A 25,390-nucleotide genomic window follows, 5' to 3' on the forward strand; every position below is an offset into this window, starting at 1 on the left:
TACCTGGCGGCACTGACAACGCCGGGCGCGCGGCTTCCGCCCGGCGTGGCGACGGCCCCCGCGCGGCGCGTGGGGGCCGTCCAAGGAGCCGAGGCGGCCGGTCCTTTGACCCGCCGGCGGTGCGGCGCGCGGCCCAGGGCCTGCACGACTCCCCCGGACTTCGTCCGGGAGAGGTGCCCCCAGCGGATGGGGGTTCCTCGCCGTGTTACCAGAACCGCCCCGGCATTCCCCCCACTTCGTCCGGGGGGACCCTCGGGGCGCCGGGCTGGGGCGTACGAGGGCGATGCGGCTCCGCGGGCCCTTGGGGCCCGGGGAGCCGCGAGCGCACCGGGATCCGCCGGACGGACCTACGCGTCGACCTTGGCCATCACGTCGTCGGCGACGTCGAAGTTGGCGAAGACGTTCTGCACGTCGTCGCTGTCCTCCAGCGCGTCGATGAGGCGGAAGATCTTGCGCGCCCCGTCCTCGTCCAACTCCACCTGCATGGTGGGGACGAAGCTGGCCTCCGCGGAGTCGTAGTCGATGTCCGCCTCCTGGAGCGCGGTGCGGACCGCGACCAGATCGCCGGCCTCGCTGACCACCTCGAAGGACTCCCCCAGGTCGTTGACCTCCTCGGCGCCCGCCTCAAGCACCGCGCCCAGCACGTCGTCCTCGGCCAGTTCGGCCTTGGGGACGATCACCACGCCCTTGCGGTGGAAGAGGTAGGAGACCGAGCCCGGGTCGGCCATGGAACCACCGTTGCGGGTCATCGCCACGCGGACGTCGGAGGCCGCGCGGTTGCGGTTGTCGGTGAGGCACTCGATCAGCACGGCGACACCGTTGGGGCCGTAGCCCTCGTACATGATCGTCTGGTAGTCGGCGCCGCCGGCCTCAAGGCCCGCCCCGCGCTTGACCGCGCGGTCGATGTTGTTGTTGGGGACCGAGCTCTTCTTGGCCTTCTGGATGGCGTCGAAGAGCGTGGGGTTGCCGTCCGGGTCGCCGCCGCCGGTGCGCGCCGCGACCTCGATGTTCTTGATCAGCTTGGCGAACAGCTTGCCGCGCTTGGCATCGATCACGGCCTTCTTGTGCTTGGTGGTTGCCCACTTGGAGTGGCCGGACACAGCGCTGCTCCTTCGATGTCGCCAACTATTTCCGTTACGTCGATCGCCCAGCGATCCTACCGGCAGCTCAGCGGGCCGCCGCGCGCACCATGGCGAGGAAGAGCGCGTGCACCCGGTGGTCGCCGGTCAGCTCCGGGTGGAACGCGGTCGCCAGCAGGTTCCCCTGGCGGACGGCCACGCTGTGCCCCTGGTGCTCGGCGATGGACTCGGCGGCGGCCCCGGTTGACTCGACCCAGGGGGCGCGGATGAAGACGCCCCGCACCGGGCCGCCGGGCACCCCGGCCACCTCGACGGCGGCCTCGAAGGACTCGTTCTGCCGGCCGAAGGCGTTGCGGCGGATGATCATGTCGATGCCGCCGACCGTCTCCTGTCCGGAGCGCGGGTCCAGGATCTTGTCGGCGAGCATGATCATCCCGGCGCAGGAGCCGTAGACGGGCAGCCCGTCGGCGACCCGTTCGCGCAGCGGGGCCAGCAGGCCGAAGGCGGTGGCCAGCTTGGAGATGGTGGTGGACTCGCCGCCGGGGATCACCAGACCCGAGACGGCCGCCAGCTCCTCGGGCCTGCGCACCGGCCGGGGCTCGGCCCCGGCCGCGCGCAGCGCCGACAGATGCTCGCGGACGTCGCCCTGGAGGGCGAGCACGCCCACCACGGGAGCCGCGTCGTCCGCTGTCATGGCCGCCTCCCGCTCACCAGCCACGGTTCGCGTAGCGCTCGGCACCCGGCTCGGCGTCCAGGTTGATGCCGACCATGGCCTCGCCCAGGCCGCGGGAGACATCCGCGATGACCTTGGGGTCGTCGTAGAAGGTGGTGGCCTTGACCACGGCGGCGGCGCGCTTGGCCGGGTCGCCCGACTTGAAGATGCCGGAGCCGACGAAGACGCCCTCGGCGCCGAGTTGACGCATCAGCGCGGCGTCGGCCGGCGTCGCCACGCCGCCGGCGGAGAAGAGGACGACCGGCAGCCTGCCGAGATCGGCCACCTCGCGCACCAGCTCGTAGGGGGCGCGCAGCTCCTTGGCCGCGGCGAACAGCTCGTGGTTGTCGAGCGCGCGCAGCCGGCCGATCTCGCCCCTGATCTGCCGCATGTGGCGGACGGCCTCGACCACGTTGCCGGTGCCGGCCTCGCCCTTGGAGCGGATCATGGCGGCGCCCTCGGCGATCCGCCGCAGGGCCTCGCCCAGGTTGGTGGCGCCACAGACGAAGGGGGTGGTGAAGGTCCACTTGTCGGTGTGGTTGACCTCGTCGGCCGGGGTGAGCACCTCGGACTCGTCGATGTAGTCCACACCGAGGGCCTGGAGCACCTGCGCCTCGACCAGGTGCCCGATGCGGGACTTGGCCATGACCGGGATGGAGACGGCCTCGATGATGCCGTCGATCATGTCCGGGTCGGACATCCGGGCGACCCCGCCGTCCTTGCGGATGTCGGCCGGCACGCGCTCCAGGGCCATCACGGCCACCGCGCCGGCGTCCTCGGCGATCCTGGCCTGCTCGGGGGTGACCACGTCCATGATCACCCCGCCCTTGAGTTGCTCGGCCATGCCGCGCTTGACGCGGGCGGTGCCGGTCTCCGGGTTCGCCGGGGCGGGGCTGGTGTTCTCGGGCGTGCTGGACACGGATCGACCTCACTCGACGGGGGGCTACGCGACGGTAATCGTGCGACGCGTCGATGGTGGGACGAGGGTCCCGGCGGACCGCGGGGCCCTTCGGAGCCCCCTCACCACGCCATCGAACGGCTGTCGCACTCCCCCATTTCACCCGAAGGTGGCCTTCTCCGGAAGGGCCAATCGTCCCTCGGTGGCTCGCACGCTCGTCCCTCAGTGGGTCGCGGAACCGTCGCCCCGCAGCGGCTCCAGCAGGGCGGGGGGCGGTTCGTCGTCCATCTCGAAGGCCAGCGGGAACGGCGCGTGCCCGGCCAGCCGGAGCCAGCGGACGGTGCGGTGGCGGCGGACGGCGCGGGCGGCCCTGACCGCGTCGTTGTGGAAACGGCGGGCCATCGGGACCCGCCGCACGGCGGCCACCAGCTCCTCGGCGCTGGCCTCGCCGCCCGGCGCGTCCAACACCGCGCCCACCTGGGCCCGTTCGGCGAAGACCGCGCGCAGCGCCTGGGTCAGCTCGCTCTCCGCGACCTCCCGCTGTTCGTCCTCGGCGAGACGCGCGGCGTGCGCGGCCTGGTAGAGGACCATCGAGGCGGCGGGGTCGAAGACGCCGGCGGTGGCGAGTTCCTGGGTGATGGAGGCGCGCCGCAGGAGCTGGGCGTCCAGCGCGGCCCTGGCCGCGTCCATCCTGGCGTGCAGCCGGTCGAGTCGCCCGGCCGTCCAGCTCAGATAGACACCGATCAGCAGCAGCGCGGCAACGACGGAGATGACAGTGGTCACGCCCGGTCACCCTACCCGGGGGTCAGTCCCTGGCGAAGCCCAGGCGGCCCAGCAGCCCGACCCGGTCGTCCGGGGCGACCGAACCACGACCGGCGGTGACCGTCTCGTAGACCGCCAGCACATCGGCGCCCACCGTCGACCAGTCGAAGCGCCGCACATGCCGGCTGCCGCGTTCCCGCAGCTCGGCCCTGCGCTCGGGGGCGCCCAGCAGACGCAGCGCGGCGGCGGCGAGCGCGTCCGCGTCCTCGTTGACGAACAGCTCGCCCGCCGTGCCGCCGTCCAACACCTGGGCGAACGCGTCCAGATCGCTGGCCAGCACGGGCGCCCCGGCGGAGAGCGCCTCGACCAGGATGATGCCGAAGCTCTCGCCGCCGGTGTTGGGCGCCACATAGAGGTCGACGCTGCGCAGCAGGCCGGCCTTCTCCTCGTCGGTGATCATGCCGAGGAACTCCACCCGCTCCCGCAGCTCGGCCGGCAGCGTGGCCACCGCCTCCTTCTCGTCGCCACGGCCGGCGACCAGCAGCCTGGTGGTCGGGCGGGCGGCCAGGATGGCCGGCAGCGCGCGCATCAGCACGGGCAGGCCCTTGCGCGGCTCGTCGATGCGGCCGATGAAGCCGATGGTGTCGCCCCGCCACTCGGCCCTGGGCTCGGCGTCGGCGAAGAAGCCCACGTCCACCCCGTTGGGGATGACCACGGCGTCGCCGCCCAGATGCTCGACCAGGGTGCGCCGGGCGTACTCGCTCACCGCGATCCTGGCGCTGATCTTCTCCAGCGCCGGCTGGAGCATCGGATAGGCGGCGACCATGGCCCGGGAGCGCGGGTTGGAGGTGTGGAAGGTGGCGACGATCGGGCCGCGCGCCGCCCAGCAGGTGAGCAGCCCCAGCGAGGGCACCACCGGCTCGTGGATGTGCAGCACGTCGAAGTCGCCGTCGTGGACCCAGCGGCGGACCTTGGACGCCGAGGTCAGCCCTAGGTTCACCCGGGCGACCGACCCGTTGTACGGGACGGAGACGGCCCGGCCGGCCGAGACCACATAGGGCGGCAGCGGGGTGTCCTCGTCGGCGGGGGCCAGCACCGAGACGTGGTGGCCCCGTTCGATCAGGTGCTCGGCCAGGTCCCGCACGTGGAACTGGACCCCCCCGGGGACGTCCCAGGAGTAGGGGCAGACGATGCCGATCCTCATGCCCGGCGCTCCTCGGCTGGGTCGGGTGCGGGGGGCGCCGGCCTCGGGTCCAGATCGGCCGTCCACAGCCTCTGCAACATGTGCCAGTCCTGCGGGTGTTCGGCGATGGCGCCGGCGAACCGGTCGGCCAGGGCCTGGGTCAGCGCGGCGGTGCGCTCGGCGCGGGTGCCGTCCGCCGGCATGGGCAGCGGCGCCATCACCCGGCCCTTCATCACCGGGGTCTCGTCGTACCAGAGGGACACCGGCAGCAGCGCGGCGCCCGTCTGCTGGGCCAGCAGCGCGGGGCCAGCCGGCATGGTGGCCGTCTCGCCGAAGAAGGTGACCGGAACGCCGGAGGCCGACAGGTCGCGGTCGGCGACGAGCGCCACCACGCCGCCGGCGCGCAGCCGCCGAGCGAGCTTGCCGAAGGCGACCCCGCCGTCGTGCGGCACCACCTCCATGCCGAGGCCCTCGCGGTAGGCGATGAAGCGGTCGAACAGCCGCTCGGGCTTGAGTCGTTCGGCGACCGTGGTGAACGGGGTGCGCAGCTCGGTGACCAGCCAGCTGCCGGCCAGATCCCAGTTGGCCAGGTGCGGCAGGGCCAACACCACGCCCTTGCCCGCGTCGATGGCGTCCGTGAGGTGGTGCTGGTCGTCGAGGCGCAGCGCGCCGCCGATCCGCCGCTCGCTCCAGACCGGCAGCCGGAAGGACTCCACCCAGTACCGCAGATAGCTGCGCATCCCGGCCCGGGAGAGCGCGCGCAGCTCGGCCTCGTCGGCTCCGGGCCGCACCCGGGCCAGATTGGCCTCCAGCTGCCGCACCCGGGGGCCGCGACGCCGCCAGGCGGAGTCGGCGGCGCGCCGCCCCAGGGCCACGGCGGCCGGCTCGGGCAGGCGCTTGACCGCGCTCCAGCCGACTTGGTAGCCGAGGTCGGCGAGACGCTCCCTCATCCGCGTTCGCTCTTCCCCTCCGCCGGCGCCGGCGCCTGGTCGGCGGCCTCCCGGGCGGCGGCGTCGGCGGCGTCCGCCTCGGCCGACTCACGGCGCACCGTGACCATCCGCTGGACCAGCGTGATCAGGCTGCCGACGGCGACCACCCAGAGGGCGATCGGCAGCAGCACGTCGATGTGCGGCACGTCGAACGTGCGCTCCCAGCCGGCGAAGCCGGCGCAGACCAGCGTGATGACCAGCCGCTCGGCGCGCTCCACCAGACCGTTGACCTTGACGGGCAGGCCGATGCTCTCGCCCCTGGCCTTGGTGTACGAGACCACCTGACCGCTGGCGAGGCAGAAGAGCGTGACGGCGCAGAGCACCATGTGGTCACCGCCGCCGGCGTACCAGAGCGCGATCCCGGTGAAGACGGCCGCGTCGGCGACCCGGTCCAGGGTGGAGTCCAGGAAGGCGCCCCAGCGGCTCGACACACCGAGTTGGCGGGCCATGTTGCCGTCCACCATGTCGGAGAAGACGAACAGCGTGATGACGACGGTGCCCCAGAAGAACTCGCCCCTGGGATAGAAGGCCAGCGCTCCCGCCATGACTCCGGCGGTTCCGATGAGGGTCACCGCGTCCGGGCTCACCCGCAGCCGAAGCAGCAGGGCGGCGAACGGGGTGAGGACACGCGTGAAGAATGCACGCGCGTACTTGTTGAGCATGTCCTTCCCAGGGGGTGAGGCATCGGGCCGCGCGGGTCGGGCGGCCACCGGAGGGCCCATCGTAGTCACGCCGGGGGGACTCGCCCGCCCACCCCGCCCCGACGGCGGGAACTGGCCTATCCGGCAGCGCCGTTGTGCCCGACGCCGATAGTCTTGCCACGGCAGGTGTCGCGCCCGCCCGGGGCGGGAACGGGCCTGTCGGCGGATCTCGTGTGAGGACGGTTCTTCGTGCGCGTCGAAGCGGTTCATCGATGGCGCTTCTTCCGGTACGGCTCAGGGAGTGGGGGCGGTCATGACGGCGCTTGACGACCTACGGAACGCGGCCGGTGTGGAGTTCGACTTCGCCCCCGGCGCCCAGGTGCCGCTGTCCGGCGCCAACACCGGGCGCACCGGGCTCAGCCAGCGGATCGCCTCCGTGGCCTACCGGGAGGGCGACCCGGCCGACATCAAGGAGCCCAACGAGGCGGCCAGCGTGAACAAGGGCAAGTTCTCGCTGCTGGAGCCCAACCTGGGCGAGGCGTTCACCCGCGCCATCGAGACCAGGATGCTGTCGGACGGCCGCAAGCCGCTGATCCAGTCCTTCGGCGCCGAGCCGCAGGTGGTGGTCGAGCACGCGCTGGCGGCCAAGCGCATCAGGCGGCAGCGGGACAGCCGGCTGACGTTGATCATGGTGGTCTTCGGGCTGCTCTTCCTGCCCGGGGTGGCGATATGGCTCGGTCTTTTCCAGCTCCGCCGCACCTTCGCCGGCTCCCAGGACCGGCGCGCCGGCGTGCTCGGCACCCTGCTGCTGATCGGTATCGGCGCGCTGGCCGTGCTGGCCGTGGTGCGCGCCCCGGTGGACGGCGCGCTCCAGATCTATCTGTGGGCGGTGCTGCCGGCGCCGATCCTGGGCTGGTTCCTCGCCCGGCAGGTGAGCGAGCGCACCGCGCAGAACCTCAGGGCGCACTGGGGCGATCTGGCCGGCGGCGGCAAGTCGGGCGCGGCGGTGCCCGAGGCCGTCCCGCAGAACCCCAACGACGCGGAGGCCGAGCGGCTGCGGATCGGGCTGGCCAAGCTGGCCGCCGAGCAGGCGAGCAACCTCACCTACTACGCCGGCACCAAGGGCATACTCGGCATGGGCGTGCGCTGGGGCAGCTGGCAGCTCGCCGAGGATCTGCGCCCGCGTGACCCGGGTCGGGAGATCGACCCGTTCCGCAGCTGGGACGTGGCCAGGGCCATCGGCGACCAACTGCGGATGCTGGAGCGCGGCCCGTTGCACACCGGCGGCTTCACCCCGCCGTCCATAGTCCACTGGGTGGTGCGGCATGTGGGCGAGGGCGCGGGCGAGGTGTCCCGCCCCGAGGGGCCGACGGCGGACGGCTACAGCTTCAGCAACATCGAGGTGCAGCGGATCTGCAACGAGTCGCAGTTCAACGCCGGGGACCGGCACTACCTGGGCGTCCAGTTCGCGCTGTGGGACGGTGAGCTGATCATCACCATGATGATCTCGGTGACGGTGCTCCACCACACGCTGCGGATCGAGGTCTCCGGCTACGCCCTGGGTCCGTTGCACGGCTTCTTCGCCAAGGGCCCGAGCCCCGACAAGAAGAAGGTGCGGAACTTCCCCAAGGTCTGGAAGACGCACGATGTGGAGCTCCCCGCCGTGAAGCCGAGCGAGGTGGTGCGGCTGGCCGTGCGCGCGCCGCTCACCTGGTTCCCGAAGACGCTGGACAAGTTCGGCGGCTCGCTCGGCCTGCCCGAGCCCTTCGGGCTGCGGCACACCTGGGCCACCACGCCGTGGGGGAACCGCTTCATGGTGGACGACGTGCTGCGCACCGCGACGCCGGTGCTGCGCGTCGCGCACGCGGCGGCGTTCCGGGTGCTGCGGGAGAACGGCGTGGACATGACGCCGTTCGACGCCAGGTCGCAGGCGCTCAGCGGCCAGATCCAGGACCCGGGCCCCAAGCACGCCGACGAGTACAACATGTGAGTGCCGTTCGACCGCGTGCCGGCGGGCACGCGGTCGGCCTCGGCAAGGCGTCAGACCGGCCAGGCGTCGGCGAGCATCCGCCGGGTGTCGGCGAGGAGTTGGGGCAACACCTTGGTGTGGCCCACCACCGGCATGAAGTTGGCGTCACCGCCCCAGCGCGGCACCACGTGCTGGTGCAGATGGGGAGCGATCCCGGCGCCGGCGGCCGAGCCCTGGTTCATCCCGATGTTGAAGCCGTGCGCGCCCGAGGCCGCCCGGATCGCCGTCATGGCCCGCTTGGTGAACTCCGCCAACTCGGTGGTCTCCGCGTCGGTCAGCCCCGTGTAGTCGGCGACATGCCGGTAGGGCACCACCAGCAGATGGCCGCCGTTGTACGGGTAGAGGTTGAGCACCGCGTAGACGGTCTGGCCCCGGGCGATGACCAGGCCGTCCTCGTCGCTCTTGCCGGGGATCGCGCAGAACGGACACCCGTCCTCGGCTCCGGGCCCGGTGGGTTTTCCCTCACCCTGGATATAGGCCATCCGGTGAGGCGTCCACAGGCGTTGGAACGCGTCCGGTGACCCCACCCCGATCTGCTGCTCCGGCTCGCTGCTCATGCCGGCCAGCATATGGCGTCGGACGCCCGACGCGGGCCCCGGGGCCGACCCCCGGAACCCACCCCGACGCGCGCGCTTCGCCCGCTCAGACCTGCGCCCGGCTCTCCACGGCTTCGGCGATCTCCCGCAGCGCCTCGGCGCGCGGAACCCCGTTGCGCTGACTGCCGTCGCGGTAGCGGAAGCTCACCGCGCCGGCGGCGGTGTCGTCGTCGCCGGCGATGACCATGAAGGGCACCTTGGCCTTCTGCGCGTTGCGGATCTTCTTCTGCATCCGGTCCGACGAGGCGTCCACCTCCATCCGCAGCCCGGCCGCCCTGGCCTCGGCGGCGAACTCCTGGAGGTAGGGGACATGCGCGTCGCCGATCGGGATGCCCACCGCCTGGACGGGGGCCAGCCACGGCGGGAAGACGCCCGCGTAGTGCTCCAGCAGCACGGCGAAGAACCGCTCGATGGAGCCGAAGAGCGCCCGGTGCAGCATCACCGGGGTCTGCCGGGTGCCGTCGGCCGCGGTGTACTCCAGGTCGAACCGCTTGGGCTGCTGGAAGTCCACCTGGATGGTGGACATCTGCCAGGTCCTGCCGATGGCGTCCCTGGCCTGCACGGAGATCTTGGGCCCGTAGTAGGCGGCGCCGCCCGGGTCCATCACCAGCTCCAGGCCCTGCTTGCCGGCCGCCTCGCGCAGCGCCTCCGTCGCCTCGGCCCACTCCGCCGGCTCGCCGATGAACTTGTCCGAGTCGCCCCGGGTGGACAGCTCCAGGTAGAACTCGTCGAGGCCGTAGTCACGCAGCAGGTTGAGCACGAACGTGAGCAGCGCGTCCAGCTCGTCCGGCATCTGCTCCTTGGTGCAGTAGATATGCGAGTCGTCCTGGGTGAATCCGCGCGCCCGGGTGAGCCCGTGCACCACGCCCGACTTCTCGTAGCGGTAGACCGTGCCGAACTCGAACAGCCGCAGCGGCAATTCCCGATAGGACCGGCCACGCGCCCGGAAAATCAGGTTGTGCATGGGGCAGTTCATGGCCTTGAGGTAATAGTCCTGCCCCTCGAATTCCATGGGCGGGAACATGGACTCCGCATAGTTCGGCAGATGCCCCGAGGTCTCGAACAGCTTTCGCTTGCTGATGTGCGGGGTGTTGACGAATTCATATCCCGCAGCCTCGTGACGGCGGCGCGAATAGTCCTCCATCACCCGGCGGACGGTGCCGCCCTTCGGATGGAACACGGCGAGCCCCGAGCCCAGCTCCTCCGGAATGGAGAACAGGTCGAGCTCGGCGCCGAGTTTGCGGTGGTCCCGCTTCTCGGCCTCGGCGAGAAACGCCAGATGGGCCTTGAGCTCGTCCTTGGTCGGCCAGGCGGTGCCATAGATCCGCTGGAGCTGCGGGTTGCGCTCGCTCCCGCGCCAGTAGGCCGCGGCCGAACGCATCAGCTTGAACGCCGGGATCAGCCGGGTGTTCGGCAGGTGCGGGCCTCGGCAGAGGTCCTTCCAGCACAGCTCGCCGCTCTTGGCGTCCACGTTGTCATAGATCGTCAGCTCGCCGGCGCCGACCTCGGCGCCCGCGCCCTCGGCCGACTCGGCCGCCGCGCCCTTGAGCCCGATCAGCTCCAACTTGTAGGGCTCGGCCGCCAGTTCCTCCCGCGCCTCGTCGTCGCCTACCACCCGCCGGACAAACCGCTGCCCCTGCTTCTGGATGCGCTGCATCTGCTTCTCGATGCGGCCGAGGTCCTCGGGGTGGAACGGGTCCGCGACGTCGAAGTCGTAGTAGAAGCCGTCCTTGATCGGCGGGCCGATGCCCAGCTTGGCGTCCGGGTACAGCTCCTGGACGGCCTGGGCGAGGACATGGGCGGTGGAGTGCCGCAGGATGTCGAGCCCGTCGGGCGAGGTGAGCTCGACGGGCTCCACCTCGTCGCCGTCGGCCAGCGGATGCGTGAGGTCGCGGAGTTCGCCGCCGACCCGGGCGGCCACCACGGAACGCTCGCCCTCGAAGAGCGCGGCGGCCGTCGCGCCCGTCGTCACCACGCGCTCTTCCCGCTCGGAATCGCGTTGGATGATCACACGGACGTCTGACACCGGTCTCTCCTGACTCTTGCCTGGGGAAGGGCAGCGAACGCTGCGCACCGCCGCATCGTACCGAGCGCCCAGGGGGCGTCGCGCACCCGGAGCCGCGGCCCGGCACAACGAAAGACCGGCCCGCCTGAACGACGAACCGGCCTTCCCGGGGTGGGCGATACTGGGTTCGAACCAGTGACCTCTTCGGTGTGAACGAAGCGCTCTCCCACTGAGCTAATCGCCCGGTGTTGTGCTCTGCGGCACGTGAGAAACCATACAGGGCAGGTCAGCCGAGATCCAAATCCCCTTCCAGGCAGGCCCGCAGACCACGCTCCCCCGCCCGCGTCATCGCCGCGTGGTTGGCCCGCAGCAGCGGCCTGGCGAGGGGGCCGAACCGCAGCGGCACCACGGCCGTCAGCGCGCAGTCCTGGGCGTGGACGACCAGGGTGCGAGGTCCGTCGGGGAAGAGCGACCAGCGCAGGGCGCCCTCCAGATCCCCGGACAGCAGCACCTCAAGCCGCCCGCCCGCCTGGTCGCGTCGCCCCCTGCGCACCCCCACCCGCAGCTCGAACGGGAGCACCGAGCGGATGGTGACCAGCCCACGGTCGGGGCCGGTGCGCCGCACCGCGCGGATCTGCGGCCACCAGCGCGGATAGCCCTCCGGTTCGTCGAGCACCGCGAAGATCCGGGAGGCCGGCGCCGCGACACGCCAGACACCGCCGAATTGGTAACGGGTCCACCAGGGATGGGACATGGCCTTCCTCTCCGCTCCGGGCCCTGTCACGGCTCCACCATTGGAATGACGTTAAAGGGAGCAATGCGGGCAGACTGGTTTACAACCGACGGGTATGTGGCATCTCGAATTGGCCGACGTGCGAATCCCCGAGCGCACACTGAGCGAAAGGCCCTGGCGCTTATGAACACCACGGTCAGCTGCGAGCTGCACCTGCGCCTCGTCGTATCGAGCGAGTCCTCACTACCTGTACCCGCGGGGCTGCGGTATGACACGGCGGACCCCTACGCCGTACACGCCACATTTCACACCGGAGCCGAAGAAACCGTCGAGTGGGTTTTTGCCCGTGACCTGTTGGCCGAAGGGCTGCACCGCCCTACGGGAACGGGAGATGTCCGGGTCTGGCCCTCCCGCAGCCATGGTCAGGGAGTCGTCTGCATCGCCCTCAGTTCCCCCGAGGGGGAGGCGCTGCTGGAGGCCCCGGCCCGAGCCCTGGAATCGTTCCTCAAGCGGACCGATGCCGCCGTACCCCCAGGCACGGAGCATCGGCATTTCGACCTCGATACGGAACTCTCGCACATTCTCGCCGAGAGCTGAGGACCCGCCGGTCCCTCCCACCGTCTGACTCGGGGCGACGGTGGGAGGGACCGGCGCCCCCCTACCCCCACACCAAGGAGCCGTCGCGAGTCCCTCGCGGCGGCTCCTCGGTGTGTCGGCACCCGGCCGCGCCCGCCTCAGAGCCAGAACTGGTCGTGCACCCCCGCGATCAGCAGCAGCGCGCAGATGACCAGAAGGAAGAGCATCAGCGGCGGCTGGGAGACGGCGAAGAGGCAGCCCCTGGGCTCGGCGTCCCCGGCGGAACGCTCCGCGCCCACCTCGACAAGGGGTTCGGAGATGGGCGGGGCGACGGAGTCGGGAGCGTGCTCCCCGGTGATGTGGGCCATGACGCGGCGATCATGGCCCAGCGGGCGCCGCTCGCGCGATCAACAAGTCTCCTTCGCGCGGGAATTCCCCGTTTTGCCGGCACGCACGGCATCGCGTGTGCTAGATCGGCACGCCCGTGACGCGGCTCAGATGCCGTGCTTCTTCAGGATGGCCTCGATATCGGAGAAGTCGTCCGCCGCGCCCCCGCCGCCGGCGGCCTGGGCGCCCTTGCGCCCCGTCGCCGGCAGCGCCGGCGTGCTCGCCCCCTTGGCGGTGACGGCCGGGCCCGCGGTCGCGGCGGGCTCGGCCGCCGGCTGGCCACGGCCGCCCCGGTCGGCCAGCCGGGCCGACAGGAAGAGCAGGACGGCGAAGCCCAGCACCCCCACGCCCGCCCAGGCCACCGGGTTGAACGTCATATTGATGATCAGGCGCAGGATGCCCGTCATCGCCAGGCCCACCGGCACCAGCGAGACCGCGGCCAGCCGCATCGCGGCGGCGTACCGGCGGCGCTTGGCCACCAGCAGCGAGATGCCGAGGCCGGCAGCGGACAGCAGAGTACATGCGATGCCAGTCAACATCTGTCCATGGTGCCGCGCTCGCTCCGCTGAGGCCAGCGTCAGCCGCGGGGATCAGGGAGATCTCGGGGTCAGCCGCCGGGAGAACCGGCTGGAAGACCGGTGAAAGACTGCCCCCATGAACGAGACGAACGGGACCGCCGTGCTGGACGTGTGGTGTGACCTGCAGTGCCCCGACTGTCACCGGGCCGAGGACGACCTGCGGGCGCTGGCCGAGCGCTTCGGCGCCGCGCTGGAGATCAGGCGCCGGCACTTCCCGCTGCCTGGCCACCGGCACGCGCTGGCCGCCGCGCAGGCCGCCGAGGAGGCGTACGCGCAGGGGAAGGGCGACGCGTACTGGACGGCGGTGCTGGCCAGGACCGGGGCGGTGGCCAAGCGCGGCGAGGCCGAGCTGCTCGCGGTGGCCCGCGAGATCGGGCTGGACACGGACGAGGTGGAGACGGCGCTGATCGACGGCCGTCATCTGCTCGCGGTGGACGCCGACCACGCCGAGGGGCAGGCGCTGGGCGTCACCGGCACGCCCACCTATCTGATCGACGGCGAGCGGCTGGACGGCGGGAAGAGCCAGGCCGGGCTGCGCGAGCGGATCGTCGAGATCGTCGAGCGGCTGCTCGCCGAGCGGGCCTGAGCGGGGGTGCCCGTCAGTCCAGGGGCTTGCTGAGGTGCAGCCGGATCGGCTGGAAGCCGAGGGAGGCGTAGAGCCGGGAGGCGGGCACGTTGCCGGCGAAGACATGGAGGGTGAGGCGGCCGGCGCCGCTGCCGGCGGCGAGGTCTTCGGCGACGCCGAGCAGGGTGCGGCCATGGCCGTGCCCCCGCTGCTCCTCGGCCACCCGCACCCCGAACAGCATCGGGCCCCGCTCGACCCTCTCCTCGTGGGTGCGGCCGAGATCCAGCCAGCAGGTGCCCACGGGGGTGCCCCGGTGTTCCAGGACGCGGAGCAGGACTCCCGCGCTGCCGAGGCCCTCGGGAAAGGCACCGTCGACATCGGTGTCGGCCCGGAAGGCCGCCCACCGCTCCGGCACCCCGCGCGCCACCCACGACTGGGTGTAGGAGGCGCGCTCCTCCACCAGCCAGTCCTGGAACTCGGCCTCGGCCATGGGGCGCGCGACACTGCCGGCCGGCGGCGGGGCCGGCGGCTCCTTCAGCTCCTTGGTCAGGAGGTGACCGCGCGGCTGGTAGCCGAGCGCGGTGGCGAGCCGCAGCGCGCCCTCGTCGTCGGCGTCGACGGTGGCGTCGGCCTGGCGACAGCCCCAGCCGCGCAGTACCTCCTCGGCGGCCAGCACGGCGACCGTGCCCCGGCCGCGTCGGCGTTCGGCCGGCTCGACCGTGAGGTCGAGCAGCCGCCCCGCCCGGTGGGCGAAGCGGCTGTCCGTGGCCAGCGTGAGCGCGCCGACCGGGCGGCCGTTGTCGGCGATCGCGAAGGATCGACGACGGCCCCCGTCCTCGGCTCGCTCCTCGGGTCCCGTGGGGCGCAACGTGGTGGTCATCGGCGGATGTCTACCCAGCCGCGCGGCGAAATCCCCGCCGGCGCGGCGTTATCCCCGACCGGTGTGGTGCCACGCGCGCCGTCCTGGTGCGTGGGGGTCACGGGTCGATGTCGGCGGCGGAGTTGGCCAGGAAGACGCGGAGCGCCTCGGCGGTCACCGGGCCAGGGGCTTTGGGCAGTTCGCGGTCGTCGACGCGGCGCACCGCCTGCACGTCGCGGGTGCTCGACGTGAGGAAGACCTCCTCCGCCCACCGCAGGCAGTCCATCGGCAGCTCGGTCTCCTTGGCGCCCGACCACTCCACCACCAGGGCCCGGGTGATGCCGGCGAGGCAGCCGGCGGAGAGCGGCGGGGTGTGCAGCTCGCCGTCCAGCACCACGAAGACGTTGGTCCCGGTGCCCTCGCACAGCTGCCCGGCGTTGTTGCCGAAGAGCGCCTCGGAGGCGGCCTGTTGGCGGGCCCTGGCCAGCGCGACGACGTTCTCCGCGTAGGAGGTGCTCTTCAGTCCCGCGAGGGCGCCGCGTTCGTTGCGGGTCCAGGGGACGGTGATCACGGAGGTGGCCGCCGGAGGGGCCTTGGCCTCGGCGTGGGCCACCACCAGGGTGGGCCTGCTGTCGCCCCGGTCCGAGCCGAGCGGGGCGTGTCCGCCGGTGTAGGTGACGCGCAGCCGGCCGCGCTCCAGCGGGACGGCGTCGAGCACCGCCCGCGCGGCGCGGCGCACCTCGTCGCGGTCCGGGTCGGGGAGGCCGAGCCCGGCGGCGGAGACCGCCAGCCGGTCCAGGTGGCGGGTCAGCGCGAAGGGGGCGCCCCGTTCGGTCTTGATGGTCTCGAACACCCCGTCCCCCACGGTGAGTCCGTGGTCGAAGACGGAGACCCGCGCGCTGTCGGCGTCGCGCAGCTCACCGTCCAGCCAGATCAGCGCCATCTCGGCTCCTTCGCTTCGTGCTGTCCTCTTCCCCAGCGGACGCTACCCCAAGGAGCCGTTCGGCCTTCAGCACCGTCTCGGCCCACTCGCCCTCGGGTCGTGAGTCCCAGGTGATGCCGGCGCCCGCGCCGAAGCGGAGCCGGGGGCGGCCGTCGATCCGGTCGAGCCGGTCGATCCAGAAGGTGCGGATGCCCACGGCCAACTCCCCCACCCGCCGGTCGGCGTCGACCCAGCCGATCGCGCCGCAGTAGGGACCGCGGCGTGCCGGCTCCAGGGCGTCGATGACGGTGAGCGCGCTGGACTTGGGGGCGCCGGTGACCGATCCGGGTGGGAAGGCGTGGGCGAGCAGCTCGGGCCAGCCGGCGCCTTCGGCCAGTTCGCCGCTGACGGTGGACACCAGGTGGACGAGGCCCGGGTAGTTCTCGACGACGCAGAGCTCCGGCACGGTGACGGAGCCGGGGACGCAGACCGCGCCGAGGTCGTTGCGGACCAGGTCGACGATCATCACGTTCTCCGCCCGGTCCTTGGGCAGCAGCGCCTCGGGGGTGCGGGCGGTGCCCTTGATCGGTCCGGACTCGACCGTGCGGCCGGTCCTGCGCAAGAACAACTCCGGTGAGGCGGTGGCGATCTCGGTGCCGTGTGCCGGCAGCCGGATCGAGCCGGCGTGGCGCGCCGGGTGGCGGCTGGCCAGCCGGGCGCGCAACGCGTCGATGTCGGCGGCCTGCTCGGGCAGGGGGGCCGACAACACCCGGCAGAGGTTGACCTGGTAGACGTCGCCGGCCGCGACGCGGCGGCGGATCTCCTCGACGCCGGCCGTGTAGCCGGCCCGGTCGAGGGAGCTGGTCCAGTCGTCGGGGGCGGGGCCGCGCCAGGGAACCCCGGGGGCGGCCGACGGCGGGGCCGGCCGCAGGGTGGCGAACCTGGCGCAGACCAACCGCCCGTCGAAGTCGGCGGCGACCGCCCACCAGCCCCGGGAGTCGAGGGCCTCGGGGTCGTCGGTGACATCGATCAGGTCGGTGGCCACCAGCCCACCGAATCGAGCAAGCGGAGGTTGTTCGTGCACCTGTGCGAGTCTAGAGGGGGCCTCCGGGGAAGGTGAGTTTGAGCTGGCCGTTGAATCCGCTAGAGTTCATGACGTCGCCGGGTCAGGACAAACGGCCCGAGGACAACTGCGGACGTAGCTCAGTTGGTAGAGCATCACCTTGCCAAGGTGGAGGTCGCGAGTTCGAATCTCGTCGTCCGCTCGAAGGGGGCCATGCCCCCATCCGGTGGAGTGGCCGAGAGGCGAGGCAACGGCCTGCAAAGCCGTCTACACGGGTTCAAATCCCGTCTCCACCTCGGACGATTAGCTCAGCGGGAGAGCGCTTCCCTGACACGGAAGAGGTCACTGGTTCAATCCCAGTATCGTCCACCGGGTCCCCACGGACCCGCCCGCGCGATTAGCTCAGCGGGAGAGCGCTTCCCTGACACGGAAGAGGTCACTGGTTCAATCCCAGTATCGCGCACCGAGATCGCCGCCGAAGGGCCGAGGAGAGATCGCTCTCCTCGGCCCTTCGGCCTGTGTCGTCCCCGTCGTCCTTGTCGTGCCCGTCGTCCCTGTGATCCCTCGCCCGCGCACACGACGATGCCCGGGCGGCTCCCCAGCCGCCCGGGCACATATGCCGTCCGTTCCCCGTCCCCACGGGGTTGGTGTGCCGGTGTCCCCGACCCGGGCCGCTCTCCCGGGCCCGGAGCGCTCTTCAGCGCCCCAGTGTGCCGGCCACGGACGACGCCTGGGTGATGACGGCATCGATGCCGCCCGTCACAAAAGCCAGAGCGAATGCCAGCGGCAACACCATCGCGGCGGCCACCAGGGGGTGACGCCGATCCGTCGGGCGGGTGACTGCCCGCTCTGCCGCCATGCGTGTCATCTCCGCACTCCTGTCCGTCTGTTGGCAGCGGCGGACGGGTGACCTCGGGGGACGGCTTCTGCGCCCGCCGCTGTAGAACAACCCTAGGCACCGCACCCCCCGACCACGTCAGCCCGGCGTACCGACCTCAAGCCTCCCCGAGGAGGACGGCGACCCCCCTCGGCTACTCCTCAGGGTGGACAAGGTGCCCGCCAAGCCGAGGGTTTGCCCCCAGGGAAGCGCGGAACGTCACGACGGCGGTCGCGGAACGTGACGGTGGGACGCGCGCGGCCTTTCGCTCCTCGCGGCGTCCAGTCCGTAAGCTGTGGCCATCACAAGCCCCGGGCAGCGAGGTGGACATGGCGATGATGCGGCTCCGGCGCGAGGACCCGCGAGTCGTCGGGGCCTTCCGACTGCACCGTCGGTTGGGCGCGGGTGGGATGGGCGTCGTCTATCTGGGATCGGACCGGCGTGGCCAGCGGGTCGCGCTGAAGGTCATCCGCCCGGATCTCTCCGAGGACCAGGAGTTCCGTTCCCGGTTCGCCCGCGAGGTGTCGGCGGCGCGACGGATCAGGGGCGGCTGCACGGCCCGCCTGGTCGCCGCGGATCTCGACGCCAGCCGGCCCTGGTTCGCCACCCAGTACGTCCCCGGCCCCTCGCTGCACGACAAGGTGATGGATCAGGGCCCGCTGTCGGCGGCCGAGACGGCGGCCATCGGGGCCGCGCTGGCCGAGGGCCTGGTCGCGGTGCACGAGGCGGGGGTCGTCCACCGCGACCTCAAGCCGTCCAACATCCTGCTGTCCCCCAAGGGACCGCGCATCATCGACTTCGGCATCGCCTGGTCGACGGGGGCCAGCACCCTCACCCACGTGGGCACGGCGGTCGGCTCGCCCGGTTTCCTCGCCCCCGAGCAGGTGCGCGGCCAGGGCGTCACCCCCGCCAGCGACGTCTTCTCGCTGGGCGCCACCCTGGCCTACGCGGCGCTCGGCGACTCCCCCTTCGGGCAGGGCAGTTCCGAGGTCATGCTCTACCGGGTGGTGCACGAGGAACCGCAACTGGTGGGCGTTCCCTCGGCGTTGGCGCCCCTGCTGCGGTCCTGTCTGTCGAAGTCCCCGGAGACCAGGCCCAGCACGACGCAGCTGTCGCTGCGACTCAAGGAGATCGCCGCCCGCGAGGCCAGAGGGGTGCCGCTGCCGGCGCGCCGGCAGCGCGTGACGGTCCCGGAGCGCCCCGCGCCCGAGCGCCCGCGCGCGAAGCGCACCGCACCACCCCCCGCACGCCGGCGCCCGGCCCCCTCCACCGCACGCCGGGTGGCCGACCGCCGCCTGCTGCGCCAGCGGGTGTTCGTCTTTGTGACGGTGACCCTGCTGGTCATCCTGGGCATCAGCCTGGCCCAGGGCTGCCAGGGCCCGCTGTAGCCCTTCCCGGGCCGATCGCCATCGGAACGGCGAGCGGGGTCGCGGTCCAGGCGCGGGGCTCGTGACACGAGGAGACGCCGGCTGATCCCCTGAGCGTGGCCCACGGCCGAGGGAGCCGTCCCCGACGGAGAGGACGGACGGGGTGCGGAACGCGCGACCGCCGGCCCGTGCGTCCACCTCGTGGCCGGGTGCGCCCGACGGGGTACGGCCGGCGGCCGGCCGCTCGGACGAACCGGCACATCCAGGGGGAACGGCACAGGCGGTCGTCGTCGGTCGTCCCACGAGTGGTGGCACCCGGCCGGAGCCGGTGGAGCCCTGCGGGGCGGCGGAGGTGAACCACCTGTAGCGCACAGGTAGTTGACGCGCGTTGATCCCCTCGGGCACTCTCAACTCACTCCCTCTTTCCCCTCATGGAGGTGTCACCGTGAAACGGCTTCTACGCGCGTTTCTCGCATTTGTCATGATCTCAACAGTCGCCGTGGTCGGTACCGTGGCCACCGCCGGCACCGCGCAGGCCGACGGTTGCTACACCTGGAACCGCACCCTCAAACAGGGCCACAGCGGCGCCGACGTCACCCAGCTACAGATCCGGGTGGCCGGATACCCGGGCTACGGCGCCGAGTTGGCGATCGACGGCCAGTTCGGCCCGGCCACGGCCGCCGCGGTCAAGCGCTTCCAGCAGGCCTACGGGCTGTCGGCGGACGGCGTCGCCGGCAACCAGACCTACAGCAAGATCTACGCGCTCCAGGACAACGACTGCACCCCGGCGCACTTCACCTACGCCGAGATGAACCGTTGCAACAGCACCTGGTCGGGCGGAGCGGTCAGCGCCGCGACCGCCAAACAGAACGCGCTGCGGGCGATGTGGAAGCTGGAGGCGCTTCGGCACGCCCTCGGCGACCGTCCGCTCACCACCAGCAGCGGCTTCCGCTCCACCGCGTGCAACAACTCGGCCGGCGGTGCGGCCGGCAGCAACCACCTCTACGGTCGAGCGATCGACCTGGTCGGCTCGCCGACCTTCTGCCAGATCGTGAAGCAGGCGCGCTACCACGGCTTCAACCACATCCTGGGCCCTGGTTTCCCCGGTCACAACGACCACGCCCACCTGGCCAGCCAGAGCACCCGCCGCTGGTCGGCGCCCAGCTGCGGCATCTGAGGGACGGCCCCGCTCAGGCCGGACCCGGCGTCTGAGGAGTCAGCGCCATCACCCGGTCGTGCGGGCCGTCCAGCGGGCCGAAGCCCACCCGGGCGTAGATCTCGTGGGCTTCGGCGGTGAAGAGCAGCACCCGGCGGTGCGGGGCCAGATGGTCCCGCACCGCGCCGGCCAGCCAGGTGCCCAGGCCCAGGACCCGGTGTTCCCGGCTCACACAGATGTCGCAGAGCCAGGCGAAGGTGGCCAGGTCGGTGACCACCCCGGCATAGGGCACGTCGTTTGGATCTTCGCGGGCTCGCGACGACAGCGGATGGGGGCACCTCCCAGGCCCTCAAGGGCCTGGGGGAACCTCGCTGCGTTTCCGGGCCGCACGGTCACCGGGGGCGGGTGGTGTAGAAGGCGACGGCCGAGGCGGCGGCCACGTTGAGGGAGTCGACGCCCGCGTCCATCGGGATGCGGACGTGTTCGTCGACCGAGGCGAGGGCTCGTGGGGTCAGTCCCGCGCCCTCCGTGCCGAAGACCAGGGCGAGCCGCTCCGGTGCCCGCTCCGCCAGGGTGTCGAGGGTGATCGCCCGCTCGCTCAGGCAGAGGGCGGCGACGGTGAAGCCCGCCGAGCGGAGCAGTTCGATCTCCCCGGGCCAGGAGGCGAGGCGGGTCCACGGCACCCGGAAGACACCCCCCATCGAGACCTTCACCGCCCGCCGGTAGAGGGGGTCGGCGCACCGGGGGGAGAGCAGGACCGCGTCCACCCCGAGGGCGGCGGCGTTCCGGAAGGCCGCGCCCAGGTTGGCGTGGTCGACCATGTCCTCGAACACGGCGACGCGCCGCGCCCCGGTCAGCAGGGCGGTGGGGGTGGGCAGGGGCTCGCGGTGCATGGCGGCGAGGGCGCCGCGGTGGACGTGGTAGCCGGTGACGTGCTCGGCCAGCTCGGGGGTGACCACGTAGACGGGGGCGTCGGTGCCCGTGATCACCTCGGCCATCGTCTCGGCCCAGCGTGGGGTGAGCAGCAGGGACCGCATGGGGTAACCCGCCTCAAGGGCGCGGCGGATGACCTTCTCACCCTCAGCCATGAAGAGGCCCTGGGCCGGTTCGAGGCGGCGGCGCAGCGTCACGTCGGTCAGCCCCGCGTAGTCGGCGAGGCGCGGGTCCGCCGGGTCGTCGACCGGGATCAGGCGCTGGTTCGCCGTATCGCTCATGGCACGGCCACCACATCGCCGACGACGATCACCGCCGGGGGCCGGATACCGGCCTCCGTGAGGCGGGCGGCGACCGTGCCCAGGGTGGCGTCCACCCGGCGCTGCGCCGGGGTGGTCCCCTCCTGGACGACGGCGGTCGGGGTCGCGGGGGAGCGGCCGTGTCGGATCAGGGTCTCGGCGATGGCGCCCATCCGTTCCACCGCCATCAGCAGCACCAGGGTGCCGCGCAGCGCGCCGAGCGCCGGCCAGTCCACCAGGGAACGGGGGTCGTCGGGCGGCAGATGGCCGCTGACCACGGTGAACTCGTGGGCGACACCCCGGTGGGTGACCGGGATGCCGGCCGCCCCGGGGACGGAGATGGCGCTGGTGACGCCCGGGACCACGGTGACCTGGATGCCGGCCTCGGCCAGTGCCTGCGCCTCCTCGCGGCCCCGGCCGAAGACGAAGGGGTCGCCGCCCTTGAGCCGCACGACGGACCGGCCGGCCCTGGCGTGTTCGATCAGCGCGGCGTTGATCGCCTCCTGGGCCATGTACCGGCCGTAGGGGATCTTGGCCGCGTCGATCACCTCGACCTGCGGCGGGAGTTCGTCCAGCAGGTCCCTGGGGCCGAGCCGGTCGGCGATCACCACATCGGCCTCGGCGAGCAGCCGGCGGCCCCGGACGGTGATCAGGTCGGGGTCGCCAGGGCCGCCGCCGACCAGGGCGACGCCCGGGGTCCGGTCGCGGTGCCGGCGGGCGGCGAGGGTGCCGTCCCGCAGTCCCTCGACGACGGCGTCCCTGACGGCGGCCGAGCGGCGGGGGTCGCGCCCGGTGAGGACGGCGACGGTGACCCCGTCGCCCCGGCCGGTGGCCGGCGTCCAGGCGGTGGCGGCCTCGGCGTCGTCGCTGCGGACGCACCAGACCCGCAGCCGTTCGGCCTCGGCCGAGGCCGCCTCGTTGACCTCGGTGTCGTCGGTCGCGATCAGCAGGTACCAGGCGCCGTCGACATCGCCCCGGCGGTAGCCGCGCCGCTCCCAGCGCAGCTCGCCGGTCTCGGCCATGGCCTCGACCGAGGGGGTGACGGCCGGGGCGATCAGGGTGACGTCAGCGCCGGCGGCGAGCAGCGCCGGCAGCCGGCGCTGGGCGACGGTGCCGCCGCCGAGCACCAGCACTCGGCGGCCGGCCAGGCGCAGCCCGACGGGGTAGGCGGGGTGTTCGGACATCGGCGGGCGGACTCCTTGACGCGGGGCGCGCCGGGCGGGGCGCGCCGCTGCTGCCCGGCCGCCGGGCCGGGGCCGTGGCGTGCTGGGTGCGGGGTGGTCGGGTGCGGGGCGCCGCTGCTCCGCCGCACAAGCTTACGGCGCCGGGCACCAGGGCCCGGCGCCGCGCTGATCGGTCGGCTCGGTTCCGTACGGGCCGGTTCGGCTCCCGCCGGCCAGATCCCGCCCGTTCAGTTCCTGTCGGCCAGTTCTTGTCGGTTCAGTTCTTGTCGGTGACGCCGGCGGAGTCGAAGGTGGCCACGTCGCGCATGGCGCGGGCGGCGCTCTGCACCAGAGGAAGGGCCAGCAGCGCGCCGGTGCCCTCGCCGAGGCGCAGGTCGAGATCGATCATCGGGCGCAGCCCCAGCGCGGTGAGCGCGGCCTGGTGGCCTGGCTCGGCGCTGCGGTGTCCGGCGACGCAGACCGAGACGGCCTCGGGCGCGATGGCGCGGGCGGCCAGCGCGGCGGCCCCCGCGCTCACCCCGTCGAGCAGCACGGGCACCCGCTGGGCGGCGCCGCCGAGGATCAGCCCGGCGAGCGCCGCGTGTTCGAGCCCGCCGACGGCGGCGAGCACGCCCAACGGGTCGCTCGGGTCGGGCTGGTGCAGCTGGAGCGCGCGGCGCACCACGTCGATCTTGCGGGCGAGCGTCTCGTCGTCGATGCCGCAGCCCCGGCCGGTGACCTCGGCGGCCTCGGCTCCGGTGAACGCCGCGACCAGGGCGGCGGCGGCCGTGGTGTTGGCGACCCCCATCTCCCCGGTGAGCAGGGCCTGGTTGCCGGCGGCGACCAGATCGCGGGCGGTCTCGATGCCCACCTCGACGGCGCGCAGCGTCTCCTCCCGGCTCATCGCCTGGCCGACGCTGAGATCGGCGGTGCCGGCCCGCACCCGGCGCGGCACCAGACCCGGCATCCCCGGCAGCTCGTCGCGGACGCCCACGTCGATCACGCAGACCTCGGCCCCGACCTGGGTGGCGAAGGCGTTGCAGACCGCTCCCCCGCCGAGGAAGTTGGCCACCATCTGGCCGGTGACCTCCTGCGGCCAGGGCGTGACGCCCTGGTCGTGGACGCCGTGGTCGGCGGCGAAGACGGCGACGGCGGCCGGCTCCGGCACCGGCGGCGGGCAGCTGCGGGAGAGCCCGCAGAGCTGGGCGGAGATGACCTCAAGCGCGCCGAGCGAGCCGGCGGGCTTGGTCATCCGCTTCTGCCGCTCCCATGCCTCGCCGAGGGCCTGGGCGTCCAGCGGGCGGATCTCGGCGAGGGTCTCGCTCAGCAGGTCGTGCGGTTCGGCGCCCGGCAGCGCGCGGCGGCCGTAGGACTCCTCGTGCACCACCCAGGAGAGCGGCCTGCGGTGCGTGGCACCGCTCCGGTCCGCCTCGGGCTCGTCGGGGAAGGCGTCCACGTAGCCGACGCAGAGGTAGGCGACGACCTCCAGATGCTCGGGCAGGCCGAGGGCGCGGACCAGCTCCCGCTCGTCGAGGAAGCCGATCCAGCCGACGCCGAGCCCCTCGGCACGGGCGGCGAGCCAGAGGTTCTCGACCGCGAGGGCGGAGGAGTAGGGCGTGGTCTGCGGCTGGAGGTGCCAGCCGTAGGTGTTGCGGCCTCCGCGCGTGGGGTCCGCCGTCACCACGATGTTGATCGGGGTGTCCCTGATCGCGTCGACGGTGAGCTGACGGAACTGCCGGGCCCTCGCCTTGGACAGCGACTTGGCGTAGGCCTCGCGCTGCCGGCGGGCCAGGTCGTGGATGGTGGCGCGGGTCTCCTGGGACTTGATGATGACGAAGTCCCACGGCTGGGCCGGGCCGACGCTCGGCGCGTTGTGGGCCGCCTCAAGAACCCGCAGCAGCACCTCGGCTGGCACCGGATCGGGGCGGAAGCCGTGGTGGACGTCCCGCCGGTCGCGCATCAGCCGGTGCACGGCGTCCCGCTCGGGCTCGGGGTAGCGGAGCGCCTCCGGCGGTGGTGCGGGGGCCTCCGGCGGCTGTGCGGCGGGCTCGGGGGCCGCTGGCGCGGGCGGGGCCTCGGGAGGCTGAGATGAACTCGGTGCGGGTGGGGGCTCGTTGGCCGGCTGCGGCACCGCGGTGGCGGGGTCGGCGGCCGGGGGCGCCTCGGCCGCCGCCGGCGGGGCGGCGTCCGCCGGGGCGGCGGGCGGGGCCGGAACGGGCTCGGCGGCCACCGCCGGAGCGGCCGGCGCGGCGGGAACGCCGTCCGCCGGATGGGGTTGGGCCACCGCCGGCGAAGCGGCGTTCACCGGGGTGTCGGGCGGAGCCGGAACGGGCTCGGCGGCCACCGCCGGAGCGGCCGGCGCGGCGGGAACGCCGTCCGCCGGATGGGGCTCGACGGCCGGGGGTGCCGCCGGCGTGGCGACACCCGCGGCAGGCGTGGGCGCCACGGCCGGAACGTCATCCGCCGGAGCGGCGTCGACCGGGGCCGACGGGACACCCTCAGCGGGCGTGGCCGGCGCGGGGGCCACGACCGGAACGCCGTTCGCAGGGGTCGGGGCCGTTGGCGGCGGAACGGCCTCCGCGGGGGCGCCTTGGACGGCCTCCACCGGGGCCGGCACGGCGGCGCCCGCCTGGGTCATGGGGATATCGAGGTACTCGGGCTCCGTGGGGTGGGGGCCAGGACGGGGCACGGGGCGAACGTTCTGCCGTGGCGCGGGGGCCGGGGGGGTGGGCGCGGTGGGCGCCTCGCCCCAGGCGGCGGCGCTGCCCGGCATCAGCAGTTCTTCCTCGTCGGCCTCCTCGGCCCCGTCGACCCCCTCGGCCCCCCCGGCCACCGCTGGCTGTCCGGGGTAGGGGTAGACGGTGGGAGTGGGTGTGTCCAACCGCTCCGGCTGCTCCGGCTGTTCCCCTTCGGGGATCGTGCCGAGGGCGTCCGTCATGCGTCCACCTCGCCCATCGCGTGTGCTCCTTCCGTTGCCTGACAGGGCCCGGACGCGACGGTCGAAACGACCTCGAAACA

The 25,390-nt window shown here is 72.8% G+C and carries 24 protein-coding genes, 5 tRNA genes and 1 pseudogene; 9 read left to right on the top strand and 21 right to left on the bottom strand.

Going from position 1 to position 25,390, the window contains the following annotated elements:
- Positions 1-347 precede the first annotated feature (347 nt).
- From K4G22_RS01610 to pgsA, 7 genes are all read right to left on the bottom strand, one after another.
- A complete protein-coding gene (locus K4G22_RS01610) occupies positions 348-1,100 on the bottom strand; it encodes a YebC/PmpR family DNA-binding transcriptional regulator (protein WP_228077780.1) in 753 nt (250 codons plus the stop codon).
- A gap of 67 nt (positions 1,101-1,167) precedes the next feature.
- Positions 1,168-1,773, bottom strand: a complete 606-nt coding sequence (gene pdxT / locus K4G22_RS01615; RefSeq protein WP_228077781.1) for a pyridoxal 5'-phosphate synthase glutaminase subunit PdxT — start codon at positions 1,771-1,773, stop codon at positions 1,168-1,170.
- 13 nt (positions 1,774-1,786) lie between these two features.
- Complete coding sequence (gene pdxS, locus K4G22_RS01620) at positions 1,787-2,710, bottom strand: pyridoxal 5'-phosphate synthase lyase subunit PdxS (protein ID WP_228077782.1); 924 nt, start codon at positions 2,708-2,710, stop codon at positions 1,787-1,789.
- 201 nt (positions 2,711-2,911) lie between these two features.
- On the bottom strand, positions 2,912-3,472 hold the full coding sequence (locus tag K4G22_RS01625; protein ID WP_228077783.1) for a LemA family protein: 561 nt from the start codon (positions 3,470-3,472) through the stop codon (positions 2,912-2,914).
- A gap of 22 nt (positions 3,473-3,494) precedes the next feature.
- Positions 3,495-4,655 carry a glycosyltransferase family 4 protein gene (locus K4G22_RS01630; protein WP_228077784.1) on the bottom strand — a complete coding sequence of 387 codons (1,161 nt, stop codon included), beginning with the start codon at positions 4,653-4,655 and terminating at the stop codon, positions 3,495-3,497.
- The gene (locus K4G22_RS01635) at positions 4,652-5,584 is read right to left on the bottom strand and encodes a phosphatidylinositol mannoside acyltransferase (RefSeq protein ID WP_228077785.1); all 933 of its coding nucleotides are present in this window, start codon (positions 5,582-5,584) and stop codon (positions 4,652-4,654) included. The genes K4G22_RS01630 and K4G22_RS01635 overlap by 4 nt, the downstream gene beginning before the upstream one ends.
- Positions 5,581-6,285 (bottom strand): phosphatidylinositol phosphate synthase, encoded by a 705-nt coding sequence (gene pgsA, locus K4G22_RS01640; protein WP_228083917.1) that lies wholly within the window; start codon positions 6,283-6,285, stop codon positions 5,581-5,583. Before pgsA ends, K4G22_RS01635 begins: the two co-directional genes overlap by 4 nt.
- 292 nt (positions 6,286-6,577) lie before the next feature.
- Between pgsA and K4G22_RS01645 the strand changes: the two genes are divergently transcribed.
- Positions 6,578-8,254, top strand: coding sequence for a hypothetical protein (locus K4G22_RS01645; RefSeq protein WP_228077786.1), 1,677 nt, complete (start codon positions 6,578-6,580; stop codon positions 8,252-8,254).
- A 50-nt stretch (positions 8,255-8,304) separates the two neighbouring features.
- On the opposite strand, the gene K4G22_RS01650 is transcribed toward K4G22_RS01645, so the two are convergent.
- The 4 genes from K4G22_RS01650 to K4G22_RS01665 form a co-directional block, all read right to left on the bottom strand.
- Positions 8,305-8,862 carry an HIT family protein gene (locus K4G22_RS01650; protein ID WP_228077787.1) on the bottom strand — a complete coding sequence of 186 codons (558 nt, stop codon included), beginning with the start codon at positions 8,860-8,862 and terminating at the stop codon, positions 8,305-8,307.
- Positions 8,863-8,935: 73 nt separating this feature from the next.
- On the bottom strand, positions 8,936-10,915 hold the full coding sequence (gene thrS, locus K4G22_RS01655; protein WP_228077788.1) for a threonine--tRNA ligase: 1,980 nt from the start codon (positions 10,913-10,915) through the stop codon (positions 8,936-8,938).
- 151 nt (positions 10,916-11,066) lie between these two features.
- Positions 11,067-11,138 (bottom strand) — tRNA-Val (locus K4G22_RS01660).
- Positions 11,139-11,180: 42 nt separating this feature from the next.
- Entirely contained in the window at positions 11,181-11,648 is a 468-nt protein-coding gene (locus K4G22_RS01665) for an SRPBCC family protein (protein ID WP_228077789.1), read from the bottom strand.
- A 162-nt stretch (positions 11,649-11,810) separates the two neighbouring features.
- Between K4G22_RS01665 and K4G22_RS01670 the strand changes: the two genes are divergently transcribed.
- A complete protein-coding gene (locus K4G22_RS01670) occupies positions 11,811-12,224 on the top strand; it encodes an SsgA family sporulation/cell division regulator (RefSeq protein WP_003959770.1) in 414 nt (137 codons plus the stop codon).
- A 137-nt stretch (positions 12,225-12,361) separates the two neighbouring features.
- On the opposite strand, the gene K4G22_RS01675 is transcribed toward K4G22_RS01670, so the two are convergent.
- Together K4G22_RS01675 and K4G22_RS01680 are read right to left on the bottom strand one after the other, a co-directional pair.
- Complete coding sequence (locus K4G22_RS01675) at positions 12,362-12,571, bottom strand: hypothetical protein (protein WP_228084292.1); 210 nt, start codon at positions 12,569-12,571, stop codon at positions 12,362-12,364.
- Between the two features lie 126 nt (positions 12,572-12,697).
- Complete coding sequence (locus K4G22_RS01680) at positions 12,698-13,129, bottom strand: hypothetical protein (protein ID WP_228077790.1); 432 nt, start codon at positions 13,127-13,129, stop codon at positions 12,698-12,700.
- A gap of 115 nt (positions 13,130-13,244) precedes the next feature.
- Here K4G22_RS01680 and K4G22_RS01685 point away from each other — a divergent pair, with 115 nt between their 5' ends.
- Positions 13,245-13,754: a DsbA family protein gene (locus K4G22_RS01685; RefSeq protein WP_228077791.1), complete on the top strand. Its 510-nt coding sequence runs from the start codon at positions 13,245-13,247 to the stop codon at positions 13,752-13,754.
- 13 nt (positions 13,755-13,767) lie between these two features.
- Here the strand turns inward: K4G22_RS01685 and K4G22_RS01690 are convergent, their stop codons facing one another.
- The 3 genes from K4G22_RS01690 to K4G22_RS01700 form a co-directional block, all read right to left on the bottom strand.
- Entirely contained in the window at positions 13,768-14,613 is an 846-nt protein-coding gene (locus K4G22_RS01690; RefSeq protein WP_228077792.1) for a GNAT family N-acetyltransferase, read from the bottom strand.
- Positions 14,614-14,710: 97 nt separating this feature from the next.
- Positions 14,711-15,535 carry an aminotransferase class IV gene (locus tag K4G22_RS01695; RefSeq protein ID WP_228077793.1) on the bottom strand — a complete coding sequence of 275 codons (825 nt, stop codon included), beginning with the start codon at positions 15,533-15,535 and terminating at the stop codon, positions 14,711-14,713.
- Positions 15,510-16,598: a chorismate-binding protein gene (locus K4G22_RS01700; protein WP_228077794.1), complete on the bottom strand. Its 1,089-nt coding sequence runs from the start codon at positions 16,596-16,598 to the stop codon at positions 15,510-15,512. The genes K4G22_RS01695 and K4G22_RS01700 overlap by 26 nt, the downstream gene beginning before the upstream one ends.
- Before the next feature lie 108 nt (positions 16,599-16,706).
- On the opposite strand from K4G22_RS01700, the gene K4G22_RS01705 reads away from it, so the two are divergent.
- From K4G22_RS01705 to K4G22_RS01720, 4 genes are all read left to right on the top strand, one after another.
- Positions 16,707-16,779, top strand: a tRNA-Gly gene (locus tag K4G22_RS01705).
- Between the two features lie 23 nt (positions 16,780-16,802).
- A tRNA-Cys gene (locus K4G22_RS01710) sits at positions 16,803-16,873 on the top strand.
- Position 16,874: 1 nt separating this feature from the next.
- Positions 16,875-16,946 (top strand) — tRNA-Val (locus K4G22_RS01715).
- A gap of 22 nt (positions 16,947-16,968) precedes the next feature.
- A tRNA-Val gene (locus tag K4G22_RS01720) sits at positions 16,969-17,040 on the top strand.
- A 234-nt stretch (positions 17,041-17,274) separates the two neighbouring features.
- Here K4G22_RS01720 and K4G22_RS01725 read toward each other — a convergent pair.
- Positions 17,275-17,445 carry a hypothetical protein gene (locus tag K4G22_RS01725; protein WP_228077795.1) on the bottom strand — a complete coding sequence of 57 codons (171 nt, stop codon included), beginning with the start codon at positions 17,443-17,445 and terminating at the stop codon, positions 17,275-17,277.
- Positions 17,446-17,777: 332 nt separating this feature from the next.
- On the opposite strand from K4G22_RS01725, the gene K4G22_RS01730 reads away from it, so the two are divergent.
- Positions 17,778-18,842 (top strand): serine/threonine-protein kinase, encoded by a 1,065-nt coding sequence (locus K4G22_RS01730; protein ID WP_228077796.1) that lies wholly within the window; start codon positions 17,778-17,780, stop codon positions 18,840-18,842.
- A gap of 460 nt (positions 18,843-19,302) precedes the next feature.
- A complete protein-coding gene (locus K4G22_RS01735) occupies positions 19,303-19,998 on the top strand; it encodes a D-Ala-D-Ala carboxypeptidase family metallohydrolase (RefSeq protein ID WP_228077797.1) in 696 nt (231 codons plus the stop codon).
- Between the two features lie 13 nt (positions 19,999-20,011).
- Here the strand turns inward: K4G22_RS01735 and K4G22_RS01740 are convergent, their stop codons facing one another.
- The 4 genes and pseudogenes from K4G22_RS01740 to cobT form a co-directional block, all read right to left on the bottom strand.
- On the bottom strand, positions 20,012-20,269 hold the full coding sequence (locus tag K4G22_RS01740; protein WP_425336584.1) for a GNAT family N-acetyltransferase: 258 nt from the start codon (positions 20,267-20,269) through the stop codon (positions 20,012-20,014).
- Positions 20,270-20,369: 100 nt separating this feature from the next.
- Positions 20,370-21,191 (bottom strand): TrmH family RNA methyltransferase, encoded by an 822-nt coding sequence (locus K4G22_RS01745; RefSeq protein WP_228077798.1) that lies wholly within the window; start codon positions 21,189-21,191, stop codon positions 20,370-20,372.
- Complete coding sequence (cobA, locus tag K4G22_RS01750) at positions 21,188-22,393, bottom strand: uroporphyrinogen-III C-methyltransferase (protein ID WP_228077799.1); 1,206 nt, start codon at positions 22,391-22,393, stop codon at positions 21,188-21,190. Before cobA ends, K4G22_RS01745 begins: the two co-directional genes overlap by 4 nt.
- A gap of 256 nt (positions 22,394-22,649) precedes the next feature.
- Positions 22,650-24,773, bottom strand: a pseudogene (gene cobT, locus K4G22_RS01755) (nicotinate-nucleotide--dimethylbenzimidazole phosphoribosyltransferase); the annotation flags it as partial.
- Between the last annotated feature and the right edge of the window lie 617 nt (positions 24,774-25,390).

The sequence above is a fragment of the Streptomyces profundus genome (assembly GCF_020740535.1).
Lineage (GTDB): Bacteria > Actinomycetota > Actinomycetes > Streptomycetales > Streptomycetaceae > Streptomyces > Streptomyces profundus.